Origin of the sequence: Arthrobacter sp. Soil736, from assembly GCF_001428005.1 — a bacterium.
Lineage (GTDB): Bacteria > Actinomycetota > Actinomycetes > Actinomycetales > Micrococcaceae > Arthrobacter.
Genome location: NZ_LMSB01000012.1, coordinates 234,347 through 256,937 on the forward strand (window position 1 = coordinate 234,347; position 22,591 = coordinate 256,937).

The window sequence follows — 22,591 nt, forward strand, 5'->3', positions numbered from 1 at the left end:
TCTGCAGACAGCTTAGCTCTATTCCACACTTCGGGCAGCGAAAATCTCACCAAATGGACGCAATTTCTCCTTTGTGAATCACTCTTGGCGGGAGTCTCCGGTGAGGCTGCGTTAATGTGCTCGAAGCGAGCTCGAAGGAATCATTTTCAGTGATTTGCCCAAGTCGGGCGGTGCCAACGACGGATGCGGGACCGCGGTATGATATCGGGAGGCCACCGGCGGACAGGCAGGGCCCGCGCAGCGGACTTTCAAGCCCGTCAACCGCCGTTGAGGGATCATTCCGGACCCAGGATTCGGGCAGATCAGTCAGAGACCACAGCCAGACAGAACAGAGTGACTGCCAACGTGAGCACAACAGATACGCCGCTGACCTCCGCCAGGGTCCACGGAAGAGCCGGACTAGCCCGCAAGGCGAAGGCGTACCTTGCTCTCACCAAACCGCGGGTCATTGAACTTCTGCTGGTCAGCACGCTCCCCACAATGATCTATGCCCAGCGCGGTTTTCCGTCCCTCGGGCTCATCATTGCAACGCTGGTGGGCGGCGCATTCGCCGCCGGCAGCGCCGGGGCCTTCAACTGCTACATCGACCGTGACATCGACAAGCTGATGCACCGTACCGAAAAGCGCCCGCTGGTCACCGGCGAGGTCACGCCGCGTGAGGCTCTCATATTTGCCTGGCTCCTGGGCGCGGCCGCCATCGCCATCCTCTGGTTCGGCGCGAATCCGCTGTCCGCCTGGCTCGGGCTGGGTGCGATCGTCTTCTACGTGGTGATTTACACCATCATCCTGAAGCGGCGCACGGCCCAGAACATCGTCTGGGGCGGGGCGGCCGGCTGCTTCCCGGTCCTCATCGCGTGGGCCGCTGTCACCAATAGCATCGAGTGGCCGGCAGTCGTGCTGTTCATGGTGATCTTCCTGTGGACGCCGCCGCACTACTGGCCTCTGTCCATGCGCTACGGCGAGGACTACCGGAACGCCAACGTGCCCATGCTCGGCGCCATCGCAGGCGCCAAGGTGGTTTCCGTCCAGGTGGTCCTCTACGCCTGGGCCATGGTGGCGTGTTCGCTGCTCATGGTTCCCGCGGGCGGTGCCGGCTGGGTCTACACCGTGACGGCCGTTCTAGCCGGTGCCTGGTTCCTGTACGAGTCCCACGCCCTGTACAACCGGGCGCAGGGCGGGGACCTGTCCGACAAGGGCGCCATGAAGGTCTTCCACGGCTCCATCAGCTACCTGACGCTCCTCTTCATCGCCCTGGCCGTGGACCCCTTCGTGGGCTCAGCCATCATGGGCTAACCGGGCCGCCCCGCCCGTTCCGCCCGCCCAGGCAACACGCCGTCCCGACAACACCCCGCCCCGACAACACCCCGCCCCCGTTCTGGCCCCCAGGACGCTCTCTCACTTTTCGCAAGAGATTCGGCAACGCTCCTTCACATCATGTGGGGGAGCGTTCCTTTTTGCCGCAGGAGGTGAGAGAGCGTCGGGGGGAAGTGTGCAGGAGGTGAGAGAGCGTCGGCGGAAAGTGCGCAGGAAGTGAGAGAGCGTCGGGGCAAAGGGAAGCACCCCGGTCAACGCGGACCGGGGTGCTTCCCTTGTATCGAACTACTTAGCCTCTTGCGCCGAACTCCTGCACCGAACTACTTAGCCTCCTGCACCGAACTGTTTAGCCTCTTGCACCGAACTGCTTCGCGGGGATTGCCCTACCTGGCCGGGCTGTAGCGGGCGATGTCCCAGGCGTTCGTTGCGGCGCTCATGAGCAGCGCCGCGCCCAGCATGTGGGCGCCCACGAGGAGCGCCGGGATGCCGTTGTAGTACTGCGTGAAGCCGATGGCGGCCTGCAGCAGCGTGACGCCGAGGAGCAGCAGCACCGCCGTGCGGAACATGCCGGGGATGCCGCGGCGGAACACCAGGTAGGCGGCAAACAGCGTTCCTGCGGTGATCAGGTAGGCAGGCACGGCGTGGATGTGGGAGAAGAGGTCCCAGTCAAGGTTGTTGCGGGGTGCCTCGGCGTCGCCGGCGTGCGGGCCGGCGCCGGTCACCACGACGCCCAGCATGACCGCCACGGCAGAGAAAACAGCGACGGCGGCCATCACCGGCCGCAGGACCCCCGGCAAGTACGTCAGCGGGTGGGTGAGGAACCGGCCGGTCCTGCCGTACGCGCGGTTGACCAGCAGGGTGGCGAAGACCACCAGGGCCATGGAAACCAGGAAGTGCAGGCCGACCACCCACGGGTTCAGCCGCGTCAGCACCGTCACGCCGCCGATGATGGCCTGCGCGGGAATGCTCGCCAGCAGCCCCAGGGCCAGCAGGAAGAGATCCTTGCGTTCCTTGCGCAGGTTCCACAGGTAGACCAGCATCAGCGCCGCGACGGCCGCGAGGGCGAAGGTCAGGAGCCGGTTGCCGAACTCGATGAAGCCGTGGATGCCCATTGCGGGGGTGTTGACCAGGGATTCGTTCGTGCAGCGGGGCCAGGTGGGACAGCCCAGCCCTGATGCGGTCAGCCTCACGGCGCCGCCGGTCACCACCAGCAGCGTCTGCCCGATCAGGGACAGCACCGCGAGGCGGCGGACTGTTGAATCAACGGTGACCGGAAGCTTTGACGCCAGGCGGCCGACGATGTGGGGGAGGCGCGAAGCCGTGCTCACGGTATTTCTCAATTCCACTTGAACCAACGGATGGCTGCCGCGCCGGCGACAACCAGCCACAACAGCAGGACAAGGACAGCGGCACCGTCGACCGCACCGTGCAGGAAGGCGTCGCGAAGGCCCTGACCGAGGGCCCCGGAGGGCAGGAAATGCACGGCATCCTGGGCAGGGCCGGGCAGCCGCGGCGCGGGGATGACGATGCCGCCCAGGGCGCCGAGGAGGATCCACAGCAGGTTGGTGATGGCCAGCGTGGCCTCGGGCCGGACCGTCCCGGCCACCAGCAGGCCGAGGGCCGTGAACGCGGCCGCGCCCAGTACCAGCAGGCCCATTCCCGGCAGCCAGCCGGTCGGATCGGGCCGCCATCCGAGCGTCAGGGCAATGCCGGAGACGATCAGGACCTGAAGGAACAGCACGGCCAGGACGGCGATGATCTTTCCGGCGATGAGTCCGGTGCGTCCCAGCGGCGTGGTGGAGAGGAAGCGCAGCACGCCGTAGCGGCGGTCGAATCCGGTCGAGATGCCCTGGCCGGTGAACGCCGTCGACATGGCGCACAGCGCGAGGATGCCGGGCACGGCCACGTTGATCCGACTGTCGCCCAGCCCGTCCAGCAGCGGCGTCACGGTGAGCCCGATCATGGCCAGCAGCGGCAGGACGATCGCGAGGATCAGCTGCTCGCCGTTGCGGAGCATCGTCAGGGCCTCGTACTGACCCTGCAGCAGGATCCGGCGGAGCAGGGGAGCGGGAGCGCTGCCGGTCACTGTCGTCATCGGACTTCCCTTCCGGAAATGTCGAGGAATACGTCTTCGAGGCTTCGGGCCTCCATGCTCATGGACCCCGGCATCACGCCGTGGGCGGCCCACCAGGCCGTCAGTGCGGCAAGATCTTCGGGGGTGAGCACGCCGGTGGCCGAGTAGCTGCCGGCCCGCGTCTCCCTGATGTCCACCTCGGCGGGAAGAACGCCCGTGAAGTCCAGCCCGGGCAGCGCCTCGAAATGCAGCGTCCGGACGTGATCTTTCCGGGTCATGTCGGGGGTGTGGTGCTGGAGGAGCTGGGCGACGGTGCCCTCGGCCACGTTCCTGCCGGCGTCGATGATGTACACGTAATCGGCCAGGCGCTGGGCATCGTCCATCAGATGGGTGGTCAGGATGATTCCCATCCCGCTGTCCCGAAGCTCGGAAATCAGCCCGAAAACGAGCTGGCGCGACTGCGGGTCAAGGCCTGCGCTCGGTTCGTCGAGGAAAAGCACTTCGGGATTGCCGATGAGCGCGGCGGCGAGGGCCAGCCGCTGCTTCTGGCCTCCGGAAAGCCGGCGGACAGTGGTCCGGCTGAACGCATCGATGCCGAGCCGCTGCACCAGTTCGTCGAGCGGTCTCGGATTGCGGTACATGCCGGCGATGTGGCGGAGCAGGGGAAGGGGACGGGCCGACGGCGGGAGGCCGCCGTCCTGGAGCATGACACCTACGCGGGACCGCAGTTCCGCCCGGGCGTTGCCGGGATCCTCGCCCAACAGGGAAATTGTGCCGCCTGAGCGCTTCTGAAGGCCCTGCGCACATTCGATCGTGGTGGTCTTGCCGGCGCCGTTGGCTCCGAGCAGGGCCGTCACCTCGCCGCGTCCGGCGACGAGTGAGACGTCGCTCACAACCCTCAGCATCCTGCCATCGAGGGTGGGCAGCGGACCAACGTCCTTAATTAGCCCGTTGATGGACAGTACGGGGGATTTGGGGGATCGCACCCCAACATTCTACGTGAAGTAGTACTGCCTCCGATGTGCCCGCCCGGAGCCGCAGGTCAGCCAAGCCTTACTGGATGGGTGGAGAAAATTACGACATGATTGTGTTGTGTATTCCATGAGAAATCCCACTTCCCTGCCTCTGGCCGGGCACGGCGCGCCGGTTGTTGCGCTGCGCGGTGGAAAGCGCGATGCCCTGGCGGCCGTGCATCCGGCAGCCGACGCTGACGAGCGCACGCGCGACCGCGTCCTCAGCGCGGTACTCGAACACGGGCCCGTGAGCGCCGCGGAACTGGGCGACCTGCTCGGCTTCACGCCGGCCGCCGTCCGCCGCCACCTGGACCATCTGTCCCGTGCCGGGGTGATCGAAGTCAAGCGCGTCGCCCGTGCAGGCGCCGGCGCGGGACGACCGGCCCGCCGCTATGTCCTGAGTTCACAGGGCCAATCGACGCTCGGTGACGACTATCTCAATATCGCCAGCACCGCGCTCAAGCAGCTCGAGGAAATCGCCGGCGCCGAAGCGGTGCGGAAGTTCGCCGTCGAACGTTTTGCCGAGATGGAACGCCGCTACGCTCCCGAAGTTAATGCGGCCGGAACTGACATCACTGCCCGGGCGAAGGCGCTTTCCGCCGCCCTGTCCCGGGACGGCTATGTAGCCTCCACCGCGTCCATTGAAGCCAAGGCGCCGCTGCCGGCAGCGCTTTCCAGCGTCCAGCTGTGCCAGGGGCACTGCCCCATCCAGCAGCTCGCAGCGCAGTTCCCGGTTTTCTGCGATGCTGAGACTGCGACCTTTTCCCGGCTGGTCGGCGTCGACGTGAGGCGCCTCTCCACCCTGGCGCGCGGCGGCCATGTCTGCACCACCCACATACCCACAGGCCGTCCGGCCGCGACGGTGGCGGAAACCACCCGAGCCGTTACGGACAACCTGGACGAAGTATCCAACCATCTGCAAGAAAGGCCGTGATGACGGACCAACTATCAGAGAAGACGGTTGCTGAGACTGCTGTGATTTCGGAGATTCTCGAAAAGAATCCCGAGCTCCACGGAATCGGTACCTACGAGTACGGCTGGGCCGACAAGAACGACGTCGGCGCCAACGCACGCCGTGGCCTCAACGAGGACGTCGTCCGCGACATTTCGGCCAAGAAGAGCGAGCCGGAGTGGATGCTGGACCTGCGCCTGAAGGGCCTGAAGTACTTCGGCCGCAAGCCCATGCCCACCTGGGGTGCGGACCTCTCCGGCATCGACTTCGACAACATCAAGTACTTCGTCCGTTCCACGGAGAAGCAGGCCGCCACGTGGGAAGACCTTCCCGAAGACATCCGGAACACGTATGAGAAGCTCGGCATCCCGGAAGCCGAGCGCAGCCGCCTGGTCTCCGGCGTGGCAGCCCAGTACGAATCCGAAGTTGTGTACCACCAGATCCGCGAGGACCTTGAAGCCCAGGGCGTCATCTTCCTGGACACCGACACCGCCCTGCGCGAGCACCCGGAGATCTTCCAGGAGTACTTCGGCACCATCATTCCCGTGGGCGACAACAAGTTTGCGTCGCTTAACACGGCCGTGTGGTCCGGCGGTTCCTTCGTGTACGTGCCCAAGGGCGTCCACGTGGACATTCCGCTGCAGGCCTACTTCCGCATCAACACGGARAACATGGGCCAGTTCGAGCGSACCCTGATCATCGCGGACGAGGACTCCTACGTCCACTACATCGAGGGCTGCACCGCCCCGATCTACACCTCGGATTCGCTGCACTCCGCCGTGGTGGAAATCGTGGTCAAGAAGGGCGCCCGCGTCCGGTACACCACCATCCAGAACTGGTCCAACAACGTGTACAACCTGGTGACCAAGCGCGCGATCTGCGAAGAAGGCGCCACCATGGAGTGGATCGATGGCAACATCGGCTCCAAGGTCACCATGAAGTACCCGGCCGTCTACCTCACGGGCGAGTACGCGAAGGGCGAGACCCTGTCCATCGCGTTCGCCGGCGAAGGCCAGCACCAGGACACCGGCTCCAAGATGGTCCACATCGCGCCGAACACCAAGAGCTCCATCATCTCCAAGTCCGTGGCCCGCGGCGGCGGACGCGCAGCCTACCGCGGCCTGGTTCAGATCCGCGAAGGCGCCAAGCACTCGGCCAACACCGTGCGCTGTGACGCCCTGCTCGTGGACACCATCAGCCGTTCGGACACTTACCCGTACATCGACATCCGCGAGGATGACGTCCAGCTGGGTCACGAGGCAACTGTCTCGCGTGTTTCCGAAGAGCAGCTCTTCTACCTCATGTCCCGCGGCATGCGCGAAGACGAAGCCATGGCCATGATCGTGCGCGGCTTCATCGAGCCGATCGCCCGCGAGCTGCCGATGGAATACGCCCTCGAGCTGAACCGCCTCATTGAACTCCAGATGGAAGGATCCGTCGGTTAATGACTGCCGAAATTACTACTGAAAAGGCCCGCATCGGAGCGCCTTCCATCGCAGGTTTCACCGAAGAAGGCGAGGGGCTGGTCTCCGCCAAGGTTGACCACAGCCACAATCACGGCGTGACCGTGATGTCCTCGCGCGCCGAGCGGCTCACGAGCTTCGATGTCGCTGACTTCGCGCTGCCCACCGGCCGCGAGGAAGAGTGGCGCTTCAGCCCGGTCCGCGGCCTGGCCAACCTGCTCTCGGACACCGCGACGGATCTTGATCCGGATCCGGCCGCCGCGTTCACCGTGGATGCGCCGGAAGGCTATGTCCGCACGCCGCTGGGTCACGGAACCGCCCCGCGCGGAACCGTGCTGACCCCGGCCGACCGTGCCGCCGTCGTCGCCTCCGCCAACACCGACGAGGCGCTGCACGTGGTCATCCCGGCGGAAGCCGAACCGGCTGAGCCGCTGCGGATCCTGGTCCACGGCGCGGGCGCCGGCCGCCGCTCCAACGCACACTACGTGCTGGAGGCCGGGGCCAACTCGCGCAGCGTGGTGATCCTGGAGCACACCGGTGCGGCAGACCACAACGGCAACCTGGAAGTCATCGTCGGCGAGGGCGCAAAGCTCACCGTGATCTCGGTGCAGCTCTGGGAAGACGACGCCAAGCACCTGGCACAGCACGACGCGCAGGTGGGCAAGGACGCCGTGTACAAGCACATCGCCGTGTCCCTCGGCGGATCCATCGTGCGCCTGAACTCAAACGTCCGCTTCGCGGGTGAAGGTGCCGAGGCCGAACTGCTGGGCCTCTACTTCGCCGACGCCGGGCAGCACCTGGAGCACCGGTCCTTCGTTGACCACAACGTGGCCAACTGCAAGTCCAACGTGCTGTACAAGGGCGCCCTGCAGGGCAAGAACGCGCACACCGTGTGGGTGGGCGACGTCCTGATCCAGAAGCAGGCCCTGGGCACCGACTCTTACGAGAAGAACCAGAACCTTGTCCTGACGGACGGCTGCCGGGCCGACTCGGTTCCGAACCTCGAGATCGAAACTGGTCTCATCGAGGGTGCCGGACACGCGAGCTCCACCGGGCGTTTTGACGACGAACACCTGTTCTACCTCATGGCACGCGGCATTCCGGAAGACGTGGCGCGGCGGCTCGTCGTCCGCGGCTTCCTCAACGAGATCATCCAGCAGATCAAGGTCCCGGCCCTCGAAGAGCGCCTGACCGAGGCTGTTGAGCGTGAACTCGCCGCAACCGAAAACTAAGCAGACCCGGAAAGTACAGGACAACGGATGACTGAACAGCCAAAGGGCGAGCTCGTCTGCAAGGTGAACGAGATCCAGCCCAAGCAGGCCCTGCGGATCCTGATCGATGACTTCCCCGTCGCGATCGTCAAGGACTCCATGGGAGAGATCCACGCTATCGGCGACACCTGCTCGCACGCGGACATCTCCCTCTCGGAGGGCGAGGTCGAGGGCTGTGCCATCGAATGCTGGGGCCACGGTTCGCAGTTCGACCTGCGCACCGGCGAACCCCTCCAGCTGCCGGCCTACGACCCCGTGCCCGTGTTCGCGGTGGAGATCGTCGGAGACGAGGTCTACGTGGACTTCACCAACGTCCTCAACGGCGCCGAAACCCCGAACTTCAGCTAGCCCGGCCTGTACCAGAACTGAACAACTTCCAGACCAAAAGACCGCACCGCCGCCCCAACGGCACGGTGCAGAGGAGAACAAGACACATGTCTACTCTTGAGATCAAGGACCTGCACGTCAGCATCGACACCGAGCAGGGCACCAAGGAGATCCTGAAGGGCGTCAGCCTGACCATCCGGACCGGTGAGACCCACGCCATCATGGGCCCCAACGGTTCGGGCAAGTCCACTCTTGCGTCCACCATCGCCGGACACCCGCGCTACAAAGTCACCGGCGGCACCATCACCCTGGACGGCGAAGACGTCCTGGCGATGAGCGTTGACCAGCGTGCACGCGCCGGCCTCTTCCTGGCCATGCAGTACCCGGTGGAGGTTCCCGGCGTCACCATGACCAACTTCCTGCGGACCGCCAAGACCGCCATCGACGGCCAGGCGCCGGCGCTGCGTACGTGGACCAAGGACGTCAAGGCCGCCATGCAGCAGCTGCGCATCGATGCGGACTTCGCGCAGCGCAACGTCAACGAAGGCTTCTCCGGCGGCGAAAAGAAGCGCGTGGAGATCCTCCAGCTCGAGCTCTTCAAGCCCAAGTTCGCCGTGCTTGACGAGACCGACTCCGGCCTGGACGTCGACGCCCTGAAGATCGTCTCCGAAGGCGTCAACCGCGCCCACGCCGAAGGCAACATGGGCACCATGCTCATCACGCACTACACGCGCATCCTGCGCTACATCAAGCCTGAGTTCGTCCACGTTTTCGTTGACGGCCAGATTGTCGAAGAGGGCGGCCCGGAGCTCGCCGACCGCCTCGAAGAAGAAGGCTACGACCGCTACGCCACCGGCGCCGGAGCAGCCACGATCGCTGCCGCTGCCGCCGCAGCCCAGGCCTAGTAAGGACACGCCATGACAGAAATCGACGCAGCCCGCACCGGGCTGGAGGATGTCGAAGAGGCGCTTAAGGACGTCATCGACCCCGAGCTCGGGGTCAACATCGTGGACCTCGGGCTGCTGTACGGCCTGAAGTACTCGGAGGACGACGGCGCCCTGCTCATCGACATGACGCTCACCACGGCGGCTTGCCCGCTCACCGACGTGCTCGAGGAGCAGGTCGGCAAGGCGCTGGACGGCGTCGTGGACGAGTGGCGCCTGAACTGGGTGTGGATGCCGCCATGGGGTCCGGAACGGATCACCGATGACGGCAAGGACCAGATGCGCGCCCTCGGCTTCAACATCTAAAGCAGCTGCTTAAAGTACGACGACGGCCGGCCACCTTCCAGCGAAGGTGGCCGGCCGTCGTCGTACCGGTTAGAGTGTGGCGGCTTAGAGGGTGGCGGCGCTGAACGTGTCGCACTGGTTGATGTCGCCGGTCCGGTAGCCCTGGTAGAACCACTTCTGCCGCTGGGCGCTCGACCCGTGCGTCCAGCCCTCGGGTGAGACGCGGCCGGTGGCGGCCTTCTGGATGCGGTCATCACCCACGGCCGACGCGGCCGAGAGGGCGTCGTTAAGGTCCTTTTGCGTCAGCGGCTCCAGGAAGGGCAGGCCGGACTTGGGATCCTTCTGCGTGGTGGCGTACCGGGTCCAGAGCCCGGCATAGCAGTCTGCCTGCAGCTCCACCCGGACGGCGCCGGACTCGGGTCCCTGCGGATCCTGCTGGGCCCTGTCCAGGTCGCCGAGGACGTTCTGGACGTGGTGCCCGAACTCGTGTGCCACGACGTACTCCTGCGCGAGCGGACCGCCGGAGGCTCCGAAGCGGTCCACGAGTTCCTGGAAGAAGCCGGGATCGAAGTATGCCGTGGTGTCCGCGGGGCAATAGAACGGGCCGACCGCTGACGTCGCGGCACCGCAGCCGGTGGGGGTGGCGCCTTCGAAGAGCACGGTCCTGGGCCGCGGGTACTTGACCTTGTAGTCGGCCAGGTACGCGGGCCAGAACGCATTGAGGCTGTTCACGGTGCCCTTGATGCGGCAGTCGAGACGCTGGTCGGCGTCGGCGCCCGACTTGCAGGCCTCCGCAGTCGTGGTCTGGCCCTGGCCGGGCTGTTCCTGCCCGGTGCCCACCAGTCCCTCGAGGAGCTGGGGATTAATGCCGAACAACGCGGCCAGCAGGAGGACGATGCCACCGCCGATACCGCCGCCGATCTTCGTCCCGCGGCCCATTCCGCCGCCGCGCCGGTCTTCCACCTGGGATGGGTCCAGCTCGACCCCGTCATTGAAGCTCATGCTGTCACAATAGTCTTTGCCCAAGGCGGGGGGCCGGTTCCTGCCGGTAAAGTTGGTCCGATGCCTTTTCTCAACAGACTCCAGCGCTGGGCTGATGACCGCCCCGACGACACCGCCGTCGTCGTGGCAGGACAGCGGCTCACCTGGGCTGCCCTCCGCGACGCCGCGGAGGCCGCTGCGGCGGACAATACAGCCGAAGTGGCGGTGCTCGCCCAGCACAATTCCACCCAGTTCGCGATTGACTTCGCCGCGGCCGTGGCGGGGGAGCGGCAGTGCGCCGTCCTGGATCCGACCTGGCCCCGGCCGATGCGGGAGGAAATCGTCGCGCGGCTGGGTGCGGCCGCCCTCGCAGTCCCCGGCGGCGGCGGGGCACCGCTGGCGGACGGGGATCCGGCGTCGTCGTTTTTGATCGGACTGACGTCCGGCACCACCTCCGTGCCAAAGGCTTTCACCCGTTCGCGGCAGTCCTGGCAGGAGTCCTTCGAAGCCTCCATGGAGTTTTTCGGCCTCAGCCAGGCGGACAAAACGCTGGCGCCGGGGCCGCTCGCCGCGAGCCTGAACCTGTACGCCCTCGCCGAATGCCTGTACGCGGGCTCGGAGTTCCACACCCTTGAATCCTTCGACGTCGGGGACGTCCACGCCGCCATCACCCACGACGCCATCACGCGGCTGGTGCTGGTCCCCACGATGCTGCGGCTGCTCAGCGAACGAGGCCTGACCGGATGCGTCGACGCCTCAGGCGTGCGGACCATCATCTGTGCCGGCTCGAAGCTGGACGCCCGCACGCTTGAAGCGGCGCGGCGCTGGGCCCCCAACGCCACCATCTTCGAGTACTACGGTGCCTCGGAGCTGAGCTTCGTCTCCGGCACCGGCCTTGCCGCCGGGGAGCCGCTTGACGCCGGCGGCACGGGCATCGGACGGCCGTTCCCGGGCGTTGACGTGCGGATCCTGGATGACACCGGCGCGCTGCTGCCGGACGGCACTGCCGGGAACATCAGCGTCCGCAGCGGCATGGTCAGCAACGGTTACCTGTGGGGTGACGACGGCCAGGCACTGCGCTGCTTCGACGGCTGGTTCACGGTGGGGGACCAGGGCTACCTGGAGGACGGCGAACTCCACATCCTGGGCCGCCGGGCGGACATGATCATCACCGCGGGCAAGAATGTCTATCCGCACGAAGTCGAGCTGGCCCTCGCGTGCGTTCCCGGCGTCGCCTCCGCAGTGGCGGCCGGCATGGCCGACGACGTCCGTGGCCAGCGCGTCGTGGCAGGAATCGTCCCCTCGCACGGCGGTGTCACGGCCACCCAGCTGAAGACCGGGCTGGAGGAAATCCTGGCCAAGGACAAGCGGCCGCTGCAGTACTTCGCCCTCGCCGAGCTCCCGCTGACCGACCGCGGAAAGGTCAGCCGCCGCATCATGCTGGACTGGATCACCGCCCGCGACTCACGGGCCCGGCGCCTTGTCTGACGTGCACTTGCAGATGCCGGAGACCCTTCCCCCCGAGCGGCAGCCGGTCATCATCGCCGCCCTGCGCACGCCCATTTGCAGGGCCAACGGCCAGCTCAAGCATCTCCGCGCCCACGAGCTCCTCGCGCCCGTGGTCAATGCCCTCCTGGCCCAAACCGGTGCGGCGCCGTCAGAAGTGACCGACGTCGTGATCGGCAATGCCGTGGGCGGCGGCGGGAATGTGGCGCGGCTGGCGGCCCTCGAGGCCGGGCTTCCCGTGACAGTCCCGGGACTCACGGTGGATAGGCAGTGCGGCTCCGGGCTGGACGCCATCGTCCTCGCGTCCCGGCTCGTCGCCGCGGGCGGCGGCGGCGTGTATCTGGCCGGGGGAGTGGAAAGCATCAGCACCGCACCGCTGCGCGCGCACCGGAACGACGACGGCGACCCCGCCTTTTTCGCCCGGGCCCAGTTTGCGCCGCACAGCCTGGGCGATCCGGACATGGGGGTGGCCGCAGAGAACGTGGCGGCCGAGTTCGGCATCAGCCGCTCCCGGCAGGACGAATTCGCCCTGCGGAGCCACCGCCGGGCCGTTGCCGCCGCCGCGGACGGCGCCTTCAGCCGGGAAATTGTTCCGCTGGCGTCGGCATCGGGAACGGTGGCAGCGGACGACGGCCCCCGGCCTCGGCTCACCGAAGCCCTGATGGGCAGGTTCCCGGCAGCCTTCGCGGAATCCGGAACGGTCACCGCCGGAAACTCCTGTTTCGACGCAGACGGCGCCGCCGCCGTCGTCGTAACCTCTCTGGCCCGCGCCCGGGAACTGGGCGTTCCGGACGCGCTCCTGGTCCTCGGGACGGACACGGCCGGCGTGGAGCCCCGGCTCCTTGGCATCGGTGCGGCCTTGGCGGCAGGACGCCTGCTCGCATCGCAGGCCGTGGCGGCGGATGACGTGGATCTCGTCGAGTTCAACGAGGCATTTGCCTCCCAGACGCTCGCCTGCCTGGACCGGCTCGGCATCGAGCCGGAGCGGGCCAACGCCGACGGCGGTGCCTTGGCGCTCGGTCATGCGTACGGGGCCTCGGGCGCCGTCCTCGTGACGAGGCTGCTGGCGCAGGCCCGGCAGACTCCGGACCGGACCAAACTCGCCCTGGCCATGATCAGCATCGCCGGCGGCATGGGCACGGCTGCCCTGTTCCGGTACATCAGGCTGTAGGCGGGCCATCAATCTTTCCCGTGGCGGCGCGTGCAGCCGCTGCAAGCGGGAGCAGGCGTTTATTCTGGTCGTTGCCGCCGTACACACGAAGGACAAGACGATCTCACGCCCTGCCACCAAGACGCTCATCATTCTCACTGCTTTGCTTCTCGCCGGAGGACTTGCCGGATGCAGCCCGGCCGCATCCGCCGCCCCCGGGGCGCTGAAGCCGGAAGCAGCAGCCGTGGCCATTGCCCAACTCGGCACCATTCCGGTGAAGGGCCGCGCACCCAAGACCGGGTACAGCCGCGATCAGTTCGGCGCGGCATGGGCGGACGTGGACCACAACGGATGCGATACCCGGAACGACATTCTTGCCCGCGACCTGACCGGGGATACGTTCAAGCCCGGCACACGGAACTGCGTGGTTGCTTCGGGCACGCTGTCAGACAAGTACACGGGGACGACCATCAAGTTCGTTCGTGGCAACCTGACCAGTTCAGCCGTCCAGATTGATCACATCGTTCCCCTCAGCGACGCCTGGCAGAAAGGTGCCCAGAAGATCGGAGCCGAACTGCGCAAGCAACTCGCCAACGACCCACTGAACCTGATGGCCGCTGACGGCCCCACCAACTCAGCCAAGTCCGACAAGGACGCAGCCACCTGGCTGCCCCCGAGCAAGCCTTTCCGGTGCGAGTACGTGGCCCGTCAGACAGCCGTGAAGGCCAAGTACAGGTTATGGGTCACCCAGCCCGAACATGACGCCATCGCCAACGTCCTGCGGTCCTGCTCCTGACCGTGAAAAGGTCTCGCCAAACCGGTTGATTCGTGCTGTGATGACATTTCAACGGGTTCATGGGTAACGGCCTCCGGGGAGTCATCGTGACGAAGCAAAACAATCTCGAGACAATCGATCTTCCGGGCCCGCGGGACTTCCTTCTGATTACCGGTGGCTTCGCGACCGGCCTGTGCTGGTGGATCGGCATGACGGCTGTCATCAACACCGGAGGGTTGGCCAGCGCCAGCGGCCTCGTTGTGTTCCTCGGCGCCCCTATCCTGGCAACGGCGGGAACCTACCTCGCTCTGCGACGCCGCACAGGCCGTGCCCTGGAAGGCCCGGGCGGCTCCCGCCGCCGCGAAGCCCGGAGGCATTCAGTCTCAGGCCGCCACCGCCAGCGTCCCGTGCGCCCGGCCGGCCGCTCGGCCAGCCACACAGCAGGAATGCATCCTGCGATGCGGGACTTCCTGGTGATCATCATCGGTTTGGTGGCGGTGCTGTGCTGGTGGATCGGAATGACCGCCTACCTGAACGCCGGCGGCCTCGCACACGTCGAGGCACTCGTGTTCCTGATCGTTCCCGTCCTGGCAACCGTCGGAACGTACCTGGCTGCGCGCCCGGGCAACAGTGCTGTGCGCCCGGGCAACAGTCCGGCACCGCGGGCTTAGCTAGCCGCCCGCGAGCGGGCTCTCAGTCGTCCGGCTCGCCCAGGCCCCGCGCGGCCAGCGCGTCGCCCGTGTGGCGGGCGTAGGCCACGGTGGTGATGAAGACCGGCAGGACCAGCGCGCGGGGGTTGCGTTCCAGCCCCCGGGCCCGTGCCGAATCCCGGACGTCCTCGAAGGCCCCGGCGATGAACGGGATGCTGCGCAGCATGATGGCGATGGTGAGGGCGAACCGCTCGGGGTCGGCGCCGAAGCGCTGGAAGGGGCGGGCCAGGGACACCACGCCGTCGAGCAGCCGGTGCAGCGGCGTGGTTGCTGTCAACAGCGACGCCGCCACCACGCAGAGCAAGATGTTCAGGACGATGCGTGTTGCCGTTGGCGCCCCGAGCTGCCACCACTGGAACAGGCCGATGGCCAGCAGGACGGGAAGCAGCGGCCGGACGGCGCGGAAGAGCCGGGCCGGCCCCGCGCCGCTGAACAGGAACAGGGTGCACATCAGGGCAAGGGCTGCGGCGGCCAGGCGCCAGTCCACGATCAGGAATGAGGCCATGCCGCAGGCCAGCACCACCAGGAACTTGAGCCAGAGCGGCATGCGGTGGATCACCGATGTCCCCGGCACGTAGTTGGCGAGGAGGACGCCGTTGCCCTTCACCGGGCGTCCTCGCCGGATGGGTCAACACTGCTCGCCACGTTTCGGCCGCGAGGAACCTCAAGGCTGTTCGCGCACAAGGCGCGGTAGTGCGCGACGGCGGCGGCAGCACCGCCGTCGTACGCTATCCGGCCGGACTCGACCACCAGGACGCGGTCCATGTCGAGGGCAAGCTCAAGGTCGTGGGTTGACATGACGATCTGCTGGCGGAGGCCCGCCAGCGTGCGGCGCAGCAGTTCGCGGTTCCGGAGGTCCAGCAGCGTGGACGGCTCGTCGAGGACCAGCACGTCGGGTTCCACCGCCAGCACAGCGGCCAGGGCAAGGAGTTGCCGTTCCCCGCCCGAGAGCTCGTAGATGCTCTGGTCCGCCAGGTGGAGCAGGCCGAAGCGGTCCAGTGCGGCGTCGGCCTGGCGGCGGCGCTCCGGGCCGTTGCGCACGGAGCGCCGCAGGGACAGTTCGACGTCCTCGCGGCCCGTGGGCATGACCAGCTGGGACAGGGGATCGGTGAAGACAAAGCCCACCTGCTGCCGGACGGCCCTCATGTTCCGGACGGTATCCGAGCCGTTGACAGTGACCGTCCCGCCAGTCGGCGCCACGAGCCCGTTGAGCAGGCGCAGGAGCGTGGACTTGCCGGAACCGTTGGCGCCGATCACGCCGATCCGCTGCTCCGTCAGGCTGAGTGTCACGTCCTGGAGCAGGACCTTGGGGTCCGGGAGGCCGTCGACGGCCACCCGGACCTCAACGTCGCTGAGGGAGACGGTGCTCACTGCTGCGGTGTGGCCTGCTGGCCGGGAACCTGCGGGTCCGAAGCTGCCTGGCCCGAAGCTGCCTTGCCCGGTGCGCCCAGCGGCCGGACACGTCGGACCAGCAGGTCCGGGAACGCCTTGTGCAGGGCGAGGGCGACAGTGACGGCCAGGACGTTCTTGATGATGTCGCCGGGGTAGTAGGCGAGGTCTGCGAGGAAGGCCTTGGACAGGTCAAGCTTGGCGTTGACCATCATGCCGAGCACACCGAGCCCGTGAATCACCACGATGCTGGTGACCATCGCGGCAGCGAAGAGGAACACGCCCCGGTACTTCAGGGTCCGGCGGATGACGACGGCGGCGAGCCAGCCGACCGCTGCTGCAGCAAGGGGGAACGCAATGATGTAGCCGGCGGACGGGCCGGCCAGGATGCCCAGCCCGCTGCGGCCTCCGCTGAAGACAGGGAGGCCGGCGAGGCCGAGCAGCGTGTGAAGACCGACGGCCGCGAAGGCCCGGCCCGGTCCGAGCGCCAGCCCGGTCAGGATCACGGCGAGGGTCTGCAGCGTGATGGGGACGCCCAGCCCGCCCACGGGGATCGCCGCAACGAGGGCCGAGCCGGCTACGAGAGCGGCGAAGACTGCGATGAGTCCGAGGTCGGTGGCGTTCCAGCGGCGGCGTTTGGCTTGCTGGCCGGTGTTGGCTGAATGGGTCTGGGTCATGGGAGGTCCTGTCGGAGGGGTACAAACAATTATCGGCTGATGTCGACGTTACTGGCCGGAGGATGCGGCCATTTTGTCGTTGTCCTACAAGACCGGTCCGCCGAGGCTGAGCGCACGGCACAAATGGCGGCGATGCGCCCGGCACGAATGGCCGGCGACGGCTCCCGCAACGTCCGGTTATGGAGCCTTGCTGCGGCCGGTTATGGAGCCTTGCTGCGGCCGGTAGACTTGTAGGGGCCGTTCTCCCGGCCGCACCGCCCCGGCACCCACCAGTTTCCATCCGCTGTGCCGCGGCGTTCCCTGTTGTGAAAGGCCTTACCTGCTTTGATTACCGTCCAGGATCTTGAACTGCGCGCCGGCGCCCGGCTGCTCATGGACCAGGTGAGCTTCCGGATCGACAAGGGAGACAAGATCGGCCTCGTGGGCCGCAACGGTGCAGGAAAGACCACCCTCACCCGCGTTCTTGCGGGCGAGGGCCTTCCGGCGGCCGGCAAGGTGACCCGCACCGGCGAGATCGGGTACCTGCCGCAGGACCCCCGCACCCCGGACATGGAGCAACTCGCGCGGGACCGGATCCTCTCCGTCCGAGGCCTGGACGTCGCCGTCGGCAAGCTCCGTGTCGCCCACGAAGAGATGGCGAGCGAGGATGCCGCTGTCCAGCGCAAGGCGATGAACCGCTACGACCGGCTCGAATCAGAATTCCTGGCCGCCGGCGGCTACGCTGCCGAAGCCGAGGCCGCAGCCATCTGCTCGAACCTCGCCCTGCCGGACCGCCTGCTGAACCAGCCGCTCAAGACCTTGTCCGGTGGCCAGCGGCGGCGTGTGGAGCTCGCCCGCATACTGTACTCGGACGCCGAGACCATGCTCCTCGATGAGCCCACCAACCACCTCGACGCCGATTCCATCGCCTGGCTGCGTGACTTCCTCAAGAACCACCAGGGCGGACTGATCGTGATCAGCCACGATACCGAACTGCTCGAAGCCACCGTCAACAAGGTGTTCCTACTGGACGCCAACCGCGCCCAGATCGACTTCTACAACATGGACTGGAAGCGCTACCTGACGCAGCGCGAAACAGACGAACGCGCGCGCAAGCGGGAACGCGCCAACGCCGAAAAGAAAGCCCAGGTCCTGTTCGACCAGGCCAACAAGATGCGCGCCAAGGCCACCAAGGCGGTTGCCGCGCAGAACATGGCCAAGCGCGCCGAACGGCTGCTCAGCGGGCTGGAGGCAGTGCGCGAAAACGACCGCGTGGCCGCCCTCCGCTTCCCCGACCCGTCGCCCTGCGGCAAGACCCCGCTCACCGCGGATGGGCTCAGCAAGTCCTACGGCTCACTCGAAATCTTCACCGATGTGGACCTGGCCATCGACCGCGGGTCCAAGGTGGTCATCCTGGGCCTCAACGGAGCCGGCAAGACCACCCTCCTGCGCATGCTCGCCGGCGTGGACAAGCCCGATACCGGCGAAGTCATCCCCGGCCACGGCCTGAAGGTGGGCTACTACGCCCAGGAACACGAAACGCTCGACGTCAACCGCACCGTCCTGGAGAACATGCGTTCCTCCGCTCCCGACATGAAGGACGCCGAGGTGCGCGGCATCCTGGGCTCGTTCCTGTTCTCCGGCGACGACGTCGACAAGCCGGCCGGGGTGCTCTCCGGCGGCGAGAAGACCCGACTGGCGCTGGCCACCATCGTGGCCTCCAGCGCCAACGTGCTCCTGCTCGACGAGCCCACCAACAACCTGGACCCCGCCAGCCGCGCCGAAATCCTCGGGGCACTACGGAACTACGCCGGTGCCGTTGTCCTGGTCAGCCACGACGAAGGTGCCGTCGAGGCTTTGAATCCGGAGCGCGTTGTGCTGCTGCCTGATGGTGTCGAGGACCACTGGAACGAAGACTACCTGGACCTGATTACGCTGGCTTAAGCCTCGTCTCTTCCGCGCCTGCCGGTCGTTCCCGTGGTAGCGTCCGCTCCGCAGCGCGCGTAATTTGCCGCGTGCTGGCTCGTACCTCGCCTTTGACGCACGCTACACAAATCACCCGCGCTGCTGCGCTCGGTGATTACGGCGCCTTAATCACGATGCTGCTGCGCTCGTGCCCTTTGTCACGTGCGGTTGTCACCTGCGCTGCTTCGATTGTGCGCTTGTCACTTGCGCTTAGCGGACGTTCATCTCTTTGGCTTCGGTGATCCTTTGCAGGTCTTCGTAGGTGATGGAGAACATCGAGTTGTGGTCTCCGGCTCCTGCCCAGAGGAGATCGTGGCTTTTCAGGGATTCGTCCAGGAGGGTCCTGATCTTTTCCGGGTGGCCTACCGGGGCCACGCCTCCTACTTCCTGGCCTGTGTGGTGCAGGACGAAGTCCGGAGCGGCGCGGCGGATTTTGCCGGCGCCCAGGCGCGAGGCAACCAATCGAACGTCCACTTTCGCGGCGCCGCTGGCCAGGATCAGCAGGGGAGCGCCGTCGAGTTCGAACACCAGGCTGTTGGTGATGGCCGCGACGTCGCAGCCGAGCGCGGCTGCCGCGGCAGCCGCCGTCGGGACCTTGTCCGTCAAGACGGTGACGGTGTCGCGGGCACCGGCTTCGGTCAGGGCGCGCCTTACGTTAGCCACGGGATCGGGAAGGATGTCCGTACTCCTGTCGTCAGTAGCCCTGGGCATCCAGGATCGCGTCTTCCTCTTCTTCCGCCGTGGGGTGCTTGCGCTTTCGCGCTGCCGGCGGACGACGGCGGGCTCCCGCACCGGCGCCGGAGGGCGCACCGCCGGAGACCGCTGCTTCCGCGTCCGCGGCGTCGATGGCGGCGTTCCGAGCCTGCTGGCGGGCGGCGTAGCCGAATCCGACAAACATCAGGATGCCGAAGGCGAACCACTGGAGTGAATAGGACAGGTGCGTCCCCTCTTCAACGGACGGCATGGGGAACGCCTGCGGCATGTCTGCAGCGGGCGGCGTCTCGGAGGCGAGCTGCCCGTAGGCTCCCGTCAGGAGCGGGTAGCCCAGCTGCGCGGAGTACGCAGGCAAGTCGATGGAGGCGAGCTGGCCGTCGGGAGCCCCGCGCTGCAGGGCGGGTTCGCCGTGCTTAAGCCGGACAACCGCGGTGATCTGTCCGGTAGGCGGGGCCGGAATGGAATCCGGCCGGCCCGGGTTGTTGTTGCCGATGGGCAGCCAGCCGCGGTCAATGACCACAGTTTCGCCTGAGACGAGCCTGAAGGGGACCACCACCTCGTAGCCTGGCTGGCCGTTGAGCGGACGGTTGCGCACAATCCGCTGTCCCGTCATATCGTAGCTGCCCCGGAGTTCCACCTGAGTCCATTCACGGTCCGGGTTGAGCTGCCGGAAGTCGTCCCTGGCGTCGGCAAAGCTGATTGGCGCGGCCGAATAGTTGGACGTGACACGCTGGATCTCGGCGAGCGTTTCTGCGCGCCGGTCCATCTGCCAGCGGCCCAGGAAGACACATCCGGTGGCAAAGATTGCGGCCAGCAGGAGATACCCGAGCCATTTGCTCGAGAACAGGAAACGGTACATTCAGCCGTTCCCGCCGGTCGCTGGTGTGGCCTCGAGCGGGACGGTTTCCTTCCACAGTCCCCGCGTCTGGAGGTAATCCTCCAGCCATTCCTTGTGCTCGCCGCACGCGAGCCACACCTTCCGGCGCTCCGGCGTGTGGATCTTCGGGTTGTTCCAGAGCAGCTGCCACGACGCACCTGCCCGGCAGGCCTTGCGCGAGCACATAGCTGCGGACGCCGGCCCGGCTGTCTCGCCGGTTCCGCCGCCCAGGTTGAAAAGGTTCATGAAGCTTTCTGTCCCCGGTCGTCGTCGTCTTCATCGCTGATCAGTTCGCCCTGGAGCACCGTCGGTTGGTCTTCGGGATACCCGGAGCCCTCCGCCTCCCCGGCCCCAGGGCCATCAGCTGCTTCCAGTTCAGCGTACGGAGTGTAGTCGAGGAGCGAGTCGCTGTGGATCTCGGCTTTGTCGGAGCCGTTGGCGATCACCACGGCAATCCACGGCAGGAAAAGAGCCCCGGCCACTGCAACAAGCTTTAGCCAGCCATCCACCACGAAGATCAGAATCAGGCAGACCATGCGGATTCCCATTGCCACGGCGTACTTGATCATGCGCTCCCTTATGTCTTCGGAATGCGCTGCAGCTGCGTCCGTGATGCTGTGTACCTCCGGATGACCGGATGCGGCGTCACGCTTCTCGGGCATCGGCTGTCCGGGCTGTTGTTCAGGTATCACGGCTGTCTCATCACGCTCCAATAGCTACCCCAATTCTCTCACCATCCGGGGGAGCGCCCCAAACGGGCGCTAAGATCGGAGGCAGTAAAAATCCAGCCATCACAGCGGAGCCAGGCTTCGCGGAATTCCGGAGCACTCATGTCTGAAGCAGCAACCACGGCCCGCAGCGTCCTCATCACCGGCGGTAACCGCGGCATCGGCCTGGCCATTGCGGAGGCTTTCCTGGCCAACGGGGACAAGGTGGCCGTGACGTACCGGAGCGAATCGCAGCTGCCTGAAGGCATCCTCGGGGTCAAGGCCGACGTCACCGACGAGGCGTCCGTTGACGCGGCGTTCACAGAAGTGGAGGCCGCCCACGGTCCCGTCGAGGTGCTGGTGGCCAATGCGGGCATCACCAAGGACACCCTCCTGCTGCGCATGAGCGAGGACGATTTCACCTCGGTGATCGACACGAACCTCACCGGAGCGTTCCGGGTCATCAAGCGGGCCTCCAAGGGCATGATCCGGCTGCGCAAGGGCCGCGTGGTGCTCATCTCGTCCGTCTCCGGCCTTTACGGCGCGCCGGGGCAGATCAACTACTCCGCCTCCAAGGCCGGGCTCGTAGGCATCGCACGGTCACTCACCCGTGAACTGGGCTCGCGCGGTATCACCGCCAACGTGGTGGCACCGGGATTCATCAACACCGACATGACCGCCGAGCTCCCGGAAGCCACGCAGAAGGACTACCTGTCCAAGGTGCCCGCCGGCCGCTTCGCCGATGCCTCCGAGGTGGCCAACGTGGTCCGCTGGATCTCCAGCGACGAGGCCGCCTACATCTCCGGTGCCGTCATTCCGGTCGACGGCGGACTGGGCATGGGCCACTGACCCCCATTGACTTTGCCTGTTTCGCCCGCGCCACGTCGGCGGCAACTTGTGCCTCCCCTCGGGCGGCAAGTCCTGCCACCACGCCGTCGACGTCGGCGTCGGGCCGGTTCTGGCTGAGTTTGTTCTTGGCTTCGATCCGCGTGATGAGCAGTTCGACGCCCACGATGGCGCGCAGCTGGCCCGAAATGTAGCGCTCCGGCGCGTCGTCCACGGCCCACGGCTGCTCGAATCCTGCTTCGTGGAGGTCGGTCAGCCGCCTTACGTGCCGGCTGAGCCAGTCGGGGTCGTCATGGACGGCGAGCTTTCCGTAAACATGCGCGGTGGAGTAGTTCCAGGTCGGCACGACTCGTCCGTGCGCTGCCTTCGACGCGTACCATGACGGCGAAATGTAGGCATCGCCGCCCTGGACGATGACGAGTGATTCGCCCATCGCAGGTTCTGACCACTGCGGGTTGTTGCGGGCGAGGTGCCCCTGCAGCGCGCCGTGTTCGCCGACCGAGGGGTCGTAGACAAAGGGCAGCATCGTGGCGAGGATCCCTTGCGGGGTTGCGGTGATGAGGTTGGCCGCCGCCGGCATCTTCAGGAGGTCCTGGACCGCATCGGGGTGGACTGCGAAGTGCTCTGGGGTGTACATGGGGTTTCCTTTGCTGGATGAAGAATTCTGTTAGT

Annotated in this window: 25 protein-coding genes; 13 read left to right on the forward strand and 12 right to left on the reverse strand. The window is 66.5% G+C overall.

The features are described 5' to 3' along the window. The first annotated feature begins 333 nt into the window (after positions 1-333). On the forward strand, positions 334-1,293 hold the full coding sequence (locus tag ASG92_RS09445) for a heme o synthase (protein ID WP_056627075.1): 960 nt from the start codon (positions 334-336) through the stop codon (positions 1,291-1,293). Positions 1,294-1,697: 404 nt separating this feature from the next. Here ASG92_RS09445 and ASG92_RS09450 read toward each other — a convergent pair whose 3' ends face one another. From ASG92_RS09450 to ASG92_RS09460, 3 genes are read right to left on the reverse strand one after another with little or no spacing between them, the layout of a single operon-like run. After that, positions 1,698-2,642, reverse strand: coding sequence for a COX15/CtaA family protein (locus tag ASG92_RS09450; RefSeq protein ID WP_056627077.1), 945 nt, complete (start codon positions 2,640-2,642; stop codon positions 1,698-1,700). An 8-nt stretch (positions 2,643-2,650) separates the two neighbouring features. Further along, entirely contained in the window at positions 2,651-3,409 is a 759-nt protein-coding gene (locus tag ASG92_RS09455) for an ABC transporter permease (protein ID WP_056627080.1), read from the reverse strand. After that, positions 3,406-4,374, reverse strand: coding sequence for an ABC transporter ATP-binding protein (locus ASG92_RS09460; RefSeq protein ID WP_056627082.1), 969 nt, complete (start codon positions 4,372-4,374; stop codon positions 3,406-3,408). The genes ASG92_RS09455 and ASG92_RS09460 overlap by 4 nt, the downstream gene beginning before the upstream one ends. Before the next feature lie 106 nt (positions 4,375-4,480). Between ASG92_RS09460 and ASG92_RS09465 the strand changes: the two genes are divergently transcribed. The 6 genes from ASG92_RS09465 (at position 4,481) to ASG92_RS09490 (ending at position 9,664) form a co-directional block, all read left to right on the forward strand. Beyond that, positions 4,481-5,335 carry a helix-turn-helix domain-containing protein gene (locus ASG92_RS09465; RefSeq protein ID WP_240987066.1) on the forward strand — a complete coding sequence of 285 codons (855 nt, stop codon included), beginning with the start codon at positions 4,481-4,483 and terminating at the stop codon, positions 5,333-5,335. Further along, positions 5,335-6,798: a Fe-S cluster assembly protein SufB gene (sufB, locus tag ASG92_RS09470; RefSeq protein ID WP_056627084.1), complete on the forward strand. Its 1,464-nt coding sequence runs from the start codon at positions 5,335-5,337 to the stop codon at positions 6,796-6,798. The genes ASG92_RS09465 and sufB overlap by 1 nt, the downstream gene beginning before the upstream one ends. Continuing rightward, positions 6,798-8,048 (forward strand): Fe-S cluster assembly protein SufD, encoded by a 1,251-nt coding sequence (sufD, locus tag ASG92_RS09475; RefSeq protein ID WP_056627086.1) that lies wholly within the window; start codon positions 6,798-6,800, stop codon positions 8,046-8,048. The genes sufB and sufD overlap by 1 nt, the downstream gene beginning before the upstream one ends. A 27-nt stretch (positions 8,049-8,075) precedes the next feature. Beyond that, positions 8,076-8,435, forward strand: a complete 360-nt coding sequence (locus tag ASG92_RS09480) for a non-heme iron oxygenase ferredoxin subunit (protein ID WP_056627087.1) — start codon at positions 8,076-8,078, stop codon at positions 8,433-8,435. 86 nt (positions 8,436-8,521) lie between these two features. Next, entirely contained in the window at positions 8,522-9,319 is a 798-nt protein-coding gene (gene sufC / locus ASG92_RS09485; protein WP_056627089.1) for a Fe-S cluster assembly ATPase SufC, read from the forward strand. 12 nt (positions 9,320-9,331) lie between these two features. Beyond that, entirely contained in the window at positions 9,332-9,664 is a 333-nt protein-coding gene (locus ASG92_RS09490) for a metal-sulfur cluster assembly factor (RefSeq protein WP_003798940.1), read from the forward strand. 84 nt (positions 9,665-9,748) lie between these two features. Here the strand turns inward: ASG92_RS09490 and ASG92_RS09495 are convergent, their stop codons facing one another. Beyond that, complete coding sequence (locus tag ASG92_RS09495) at positions 9,749-10,645, reverse strand: neutral zinc metallopeptidase (protein WP_056627430.1); 897 nt, start codon at positions 10,643-10,645, stop codon at positions 9,749-9,751. A gap of 60 nt (positions 10,646-10,705) precedes the next feature. Between ASG92_RS09495 and ASG92_RS09500 the strand changes: the two genes are divergently transcribed. The 4 genes from ASG92_RS09500 (at position 10,706) to ASG92_RS09515 (ending at position 14,726) form a co-directional block, all read left to right on the forward strand. Further along, entirely contained in the window at positions 10,706-12,112 is a 1,407-nt protein-coding gene (locus tag ASG92_RS09500) for an AMP-binding protein (RefSeq protein ID WP_056627090.1), read from the forward strand. Positions 12,113-12,125: 13 nt separating this feature from the next. Then, a complete protein-coding gene (locus ASG92_RS09505; protein WP_056627433.1) occupies positions 12,126-13,301 on the forward strand; it encodes a thiolase family protein in 1,176 nt (391 codons plus the stop codon). 100 nt (positions 13,302-13,401) lie between these two features. Next, positions 13,402-14,076 carry an HNH endonuclease family protein gene (locus ASG92_RS09510; protein WP_056627092.1) on the forward strand — a complete coding sequence of 225 codons (675 nt, stop codon included), beginning with the start codon at positions 13,402-13,404 and terminating at the stop codon, positions 14,074-14,076. 86 nt (positions 14,077-14,162) lie between these two features. Further along, the gene (locus ASG92_RS09515; protein WP_157372162.1) at positions 14,163-14,726 is read left to right on the forward strand and encodes a hypothetical protein; all 564 of its coding nucleotides are present in this window, start codon (positions 14,163-14,165) and stop codon (positions 14,724-14,726) included. A 22-nt stretch (positions 14,727-14,748) separates the two neighbouring features. On the opposite strand, the gene ASG92_RS09520 is transcribed toward ASG92_RS09515, so the two are convergent. From ASG92_RS09520 to ASG92_RS09530, 3 genes are read right to left on the reverse strand one after another with little or no spacing between them, the layout of a single operon-like run. After that, positions 14,749-15,372, reverse strand: a complete 624-nt coding sequence (locus ASG92_RS09520) for an energy-coupling factor transporter transmembrane protein EcfT (protein WP_056627097.1) — start codon at positions 15,370-15,372, stop codon at positions 14,749-14,751. Beyond that, on the reverse strand, positions 15,369-16,136 hold the full coding sequence (locus ASG92_RS09525; protein WP_056627098.1) for an ABC transporter ATP-binding protein: 768 nt from the start codon (positions 16,134-16,136) through the stop codon (positions 15,369-15,371). Before ASG92_RS09525 ends, ASG92_RS09520 begins: the two co-directional genes overlap by 4 nt. Further along, complete coding sequence (locus ASG92_RS09530; protein ID WP_056627099.1) at positions 16,133-16,831, reverse strand: biotin transporter BioY; 699 nt, start codon at positions 16,829-16,831, stop codon at positions 16,133-16,135. Before ASG92_RS09530 ends, ASG92_RS09525 begins: the two co-directional genes overlap by 4 nt. Positions 16,832-17,155: 324 nt before the next feature. Here ASG92_RS09530 and ASG92_RS09535 point away from each other — a divergent pair, with 324 nt between their 5' ends. Then, positions 17,156-18,754 carry an ABC-F family ATP-binding cassette domain-containing protein gene (locus tag ASG92_RS09535; protein ID WP_056627101.1) on the forward strand — a complete coding sequence of 533 codons (1,599 nt, stop codon included), beginning with the start codon at positions 17,156-17,158 and terminating at the stop codon, positions 18,752-18,754. 231 nt (positions 18,755-18,985) lie between these two features. On the opposite strand, the gene ASG92_RS09540 is transcribed toward ASG92_RS09535, so the two are convergent. The 4 genes from ASG92_RS09540 to ASG92_RS09555 are packed head-to-tail and all read right to left on the reverse strand — an operon-like array spanning position 18,986 to position 21,028. Further along, positions 18,986-19,486 carry a YbaK/EbsC family protein gene (locus ASG92_RS09540; protein ID WP_056627103.1) on the reverse strand — a complete coding sequence of 167 codons (501 nt, stop codon included), beginning with the start codon at positions 19,484-19,486 and terminating at the stop codon, positions 18,986-18,988. Beyond that, positions 19,470-20,348 carry an SURF1 family protein gene (locus ASG92_RS09545; RefSeq protein ID WP_056627105.1) on the reverse strand — a complete coding sequence of 293 codons (879 nt, stop codon included), beginning with the start codon at positions 20,346-20,348 and terminating at the stop codon, positions 19,470-19,472. Before ASG92_RS09545 ends, ASG92_RS09540 begins: the two co-directional genes overlap by 17 nt. Next, complete coding sequence (locus ASG92_RS09550; RefSeq protein WP_056627107.1) at positions 20,349-20,612, reverse strand: hypothetical protein; 264 nt, start codon at positions 20,610-20,612, stop codon at positions 20,349-20,351. Further along, positions 20,609-21,028 carry a DUF3099 domain-containing protein gene (locus ASG92_RS09555; RefSeq protein WP_200951926.1) on the reverse strand — a complete coding sequence of 140 codons (420 nt, stop codon included), beginning with the start codon at positions 21,026-21,028 and terminating at the stop codon, positions 20,609-20,611. Before ASG92_RS09555 ends, ASG92_RS09550 begins: the two co-directional genes overlap by 4 nt. Positions 21,029-21,196: 168 nt before the next feature. Here ASG92_RS09555 and fabG point away from each other — a divergent pair, with 168 nt between their 5' ends. Further along, positions 21,197-21,922, forward strand: a complete 726-nt coding sequence (gene fabG, locus ASG92_RS09560; protein WP_056627136.1) for a 3-oxoacyl-ACP reductase FabG — start codon at positions 21,197-21,199, stop codon at positions 21,920-21,922. On the opposite strand, the gene ASG92_RS09565 is transcribed toward fabG, so the two are convergent. Next, the gene (locus ASG92_RS09565; protein WP_056627138.1) at positions 21,885-22,556 is read right to left on the reverse strand and encodes an FMN-binding negative transcriptional regulator; all 672 of its coding nucleotides are present in this window, start codon (positions 22,554-22,556) and stop codon (positions 21,885-21,887) included. The genes fabG and ASG92_RS09565 overlap by 38 nt on opposite strands. Positions 22,557-22,591: the final 35 nt, after the last annotated feature.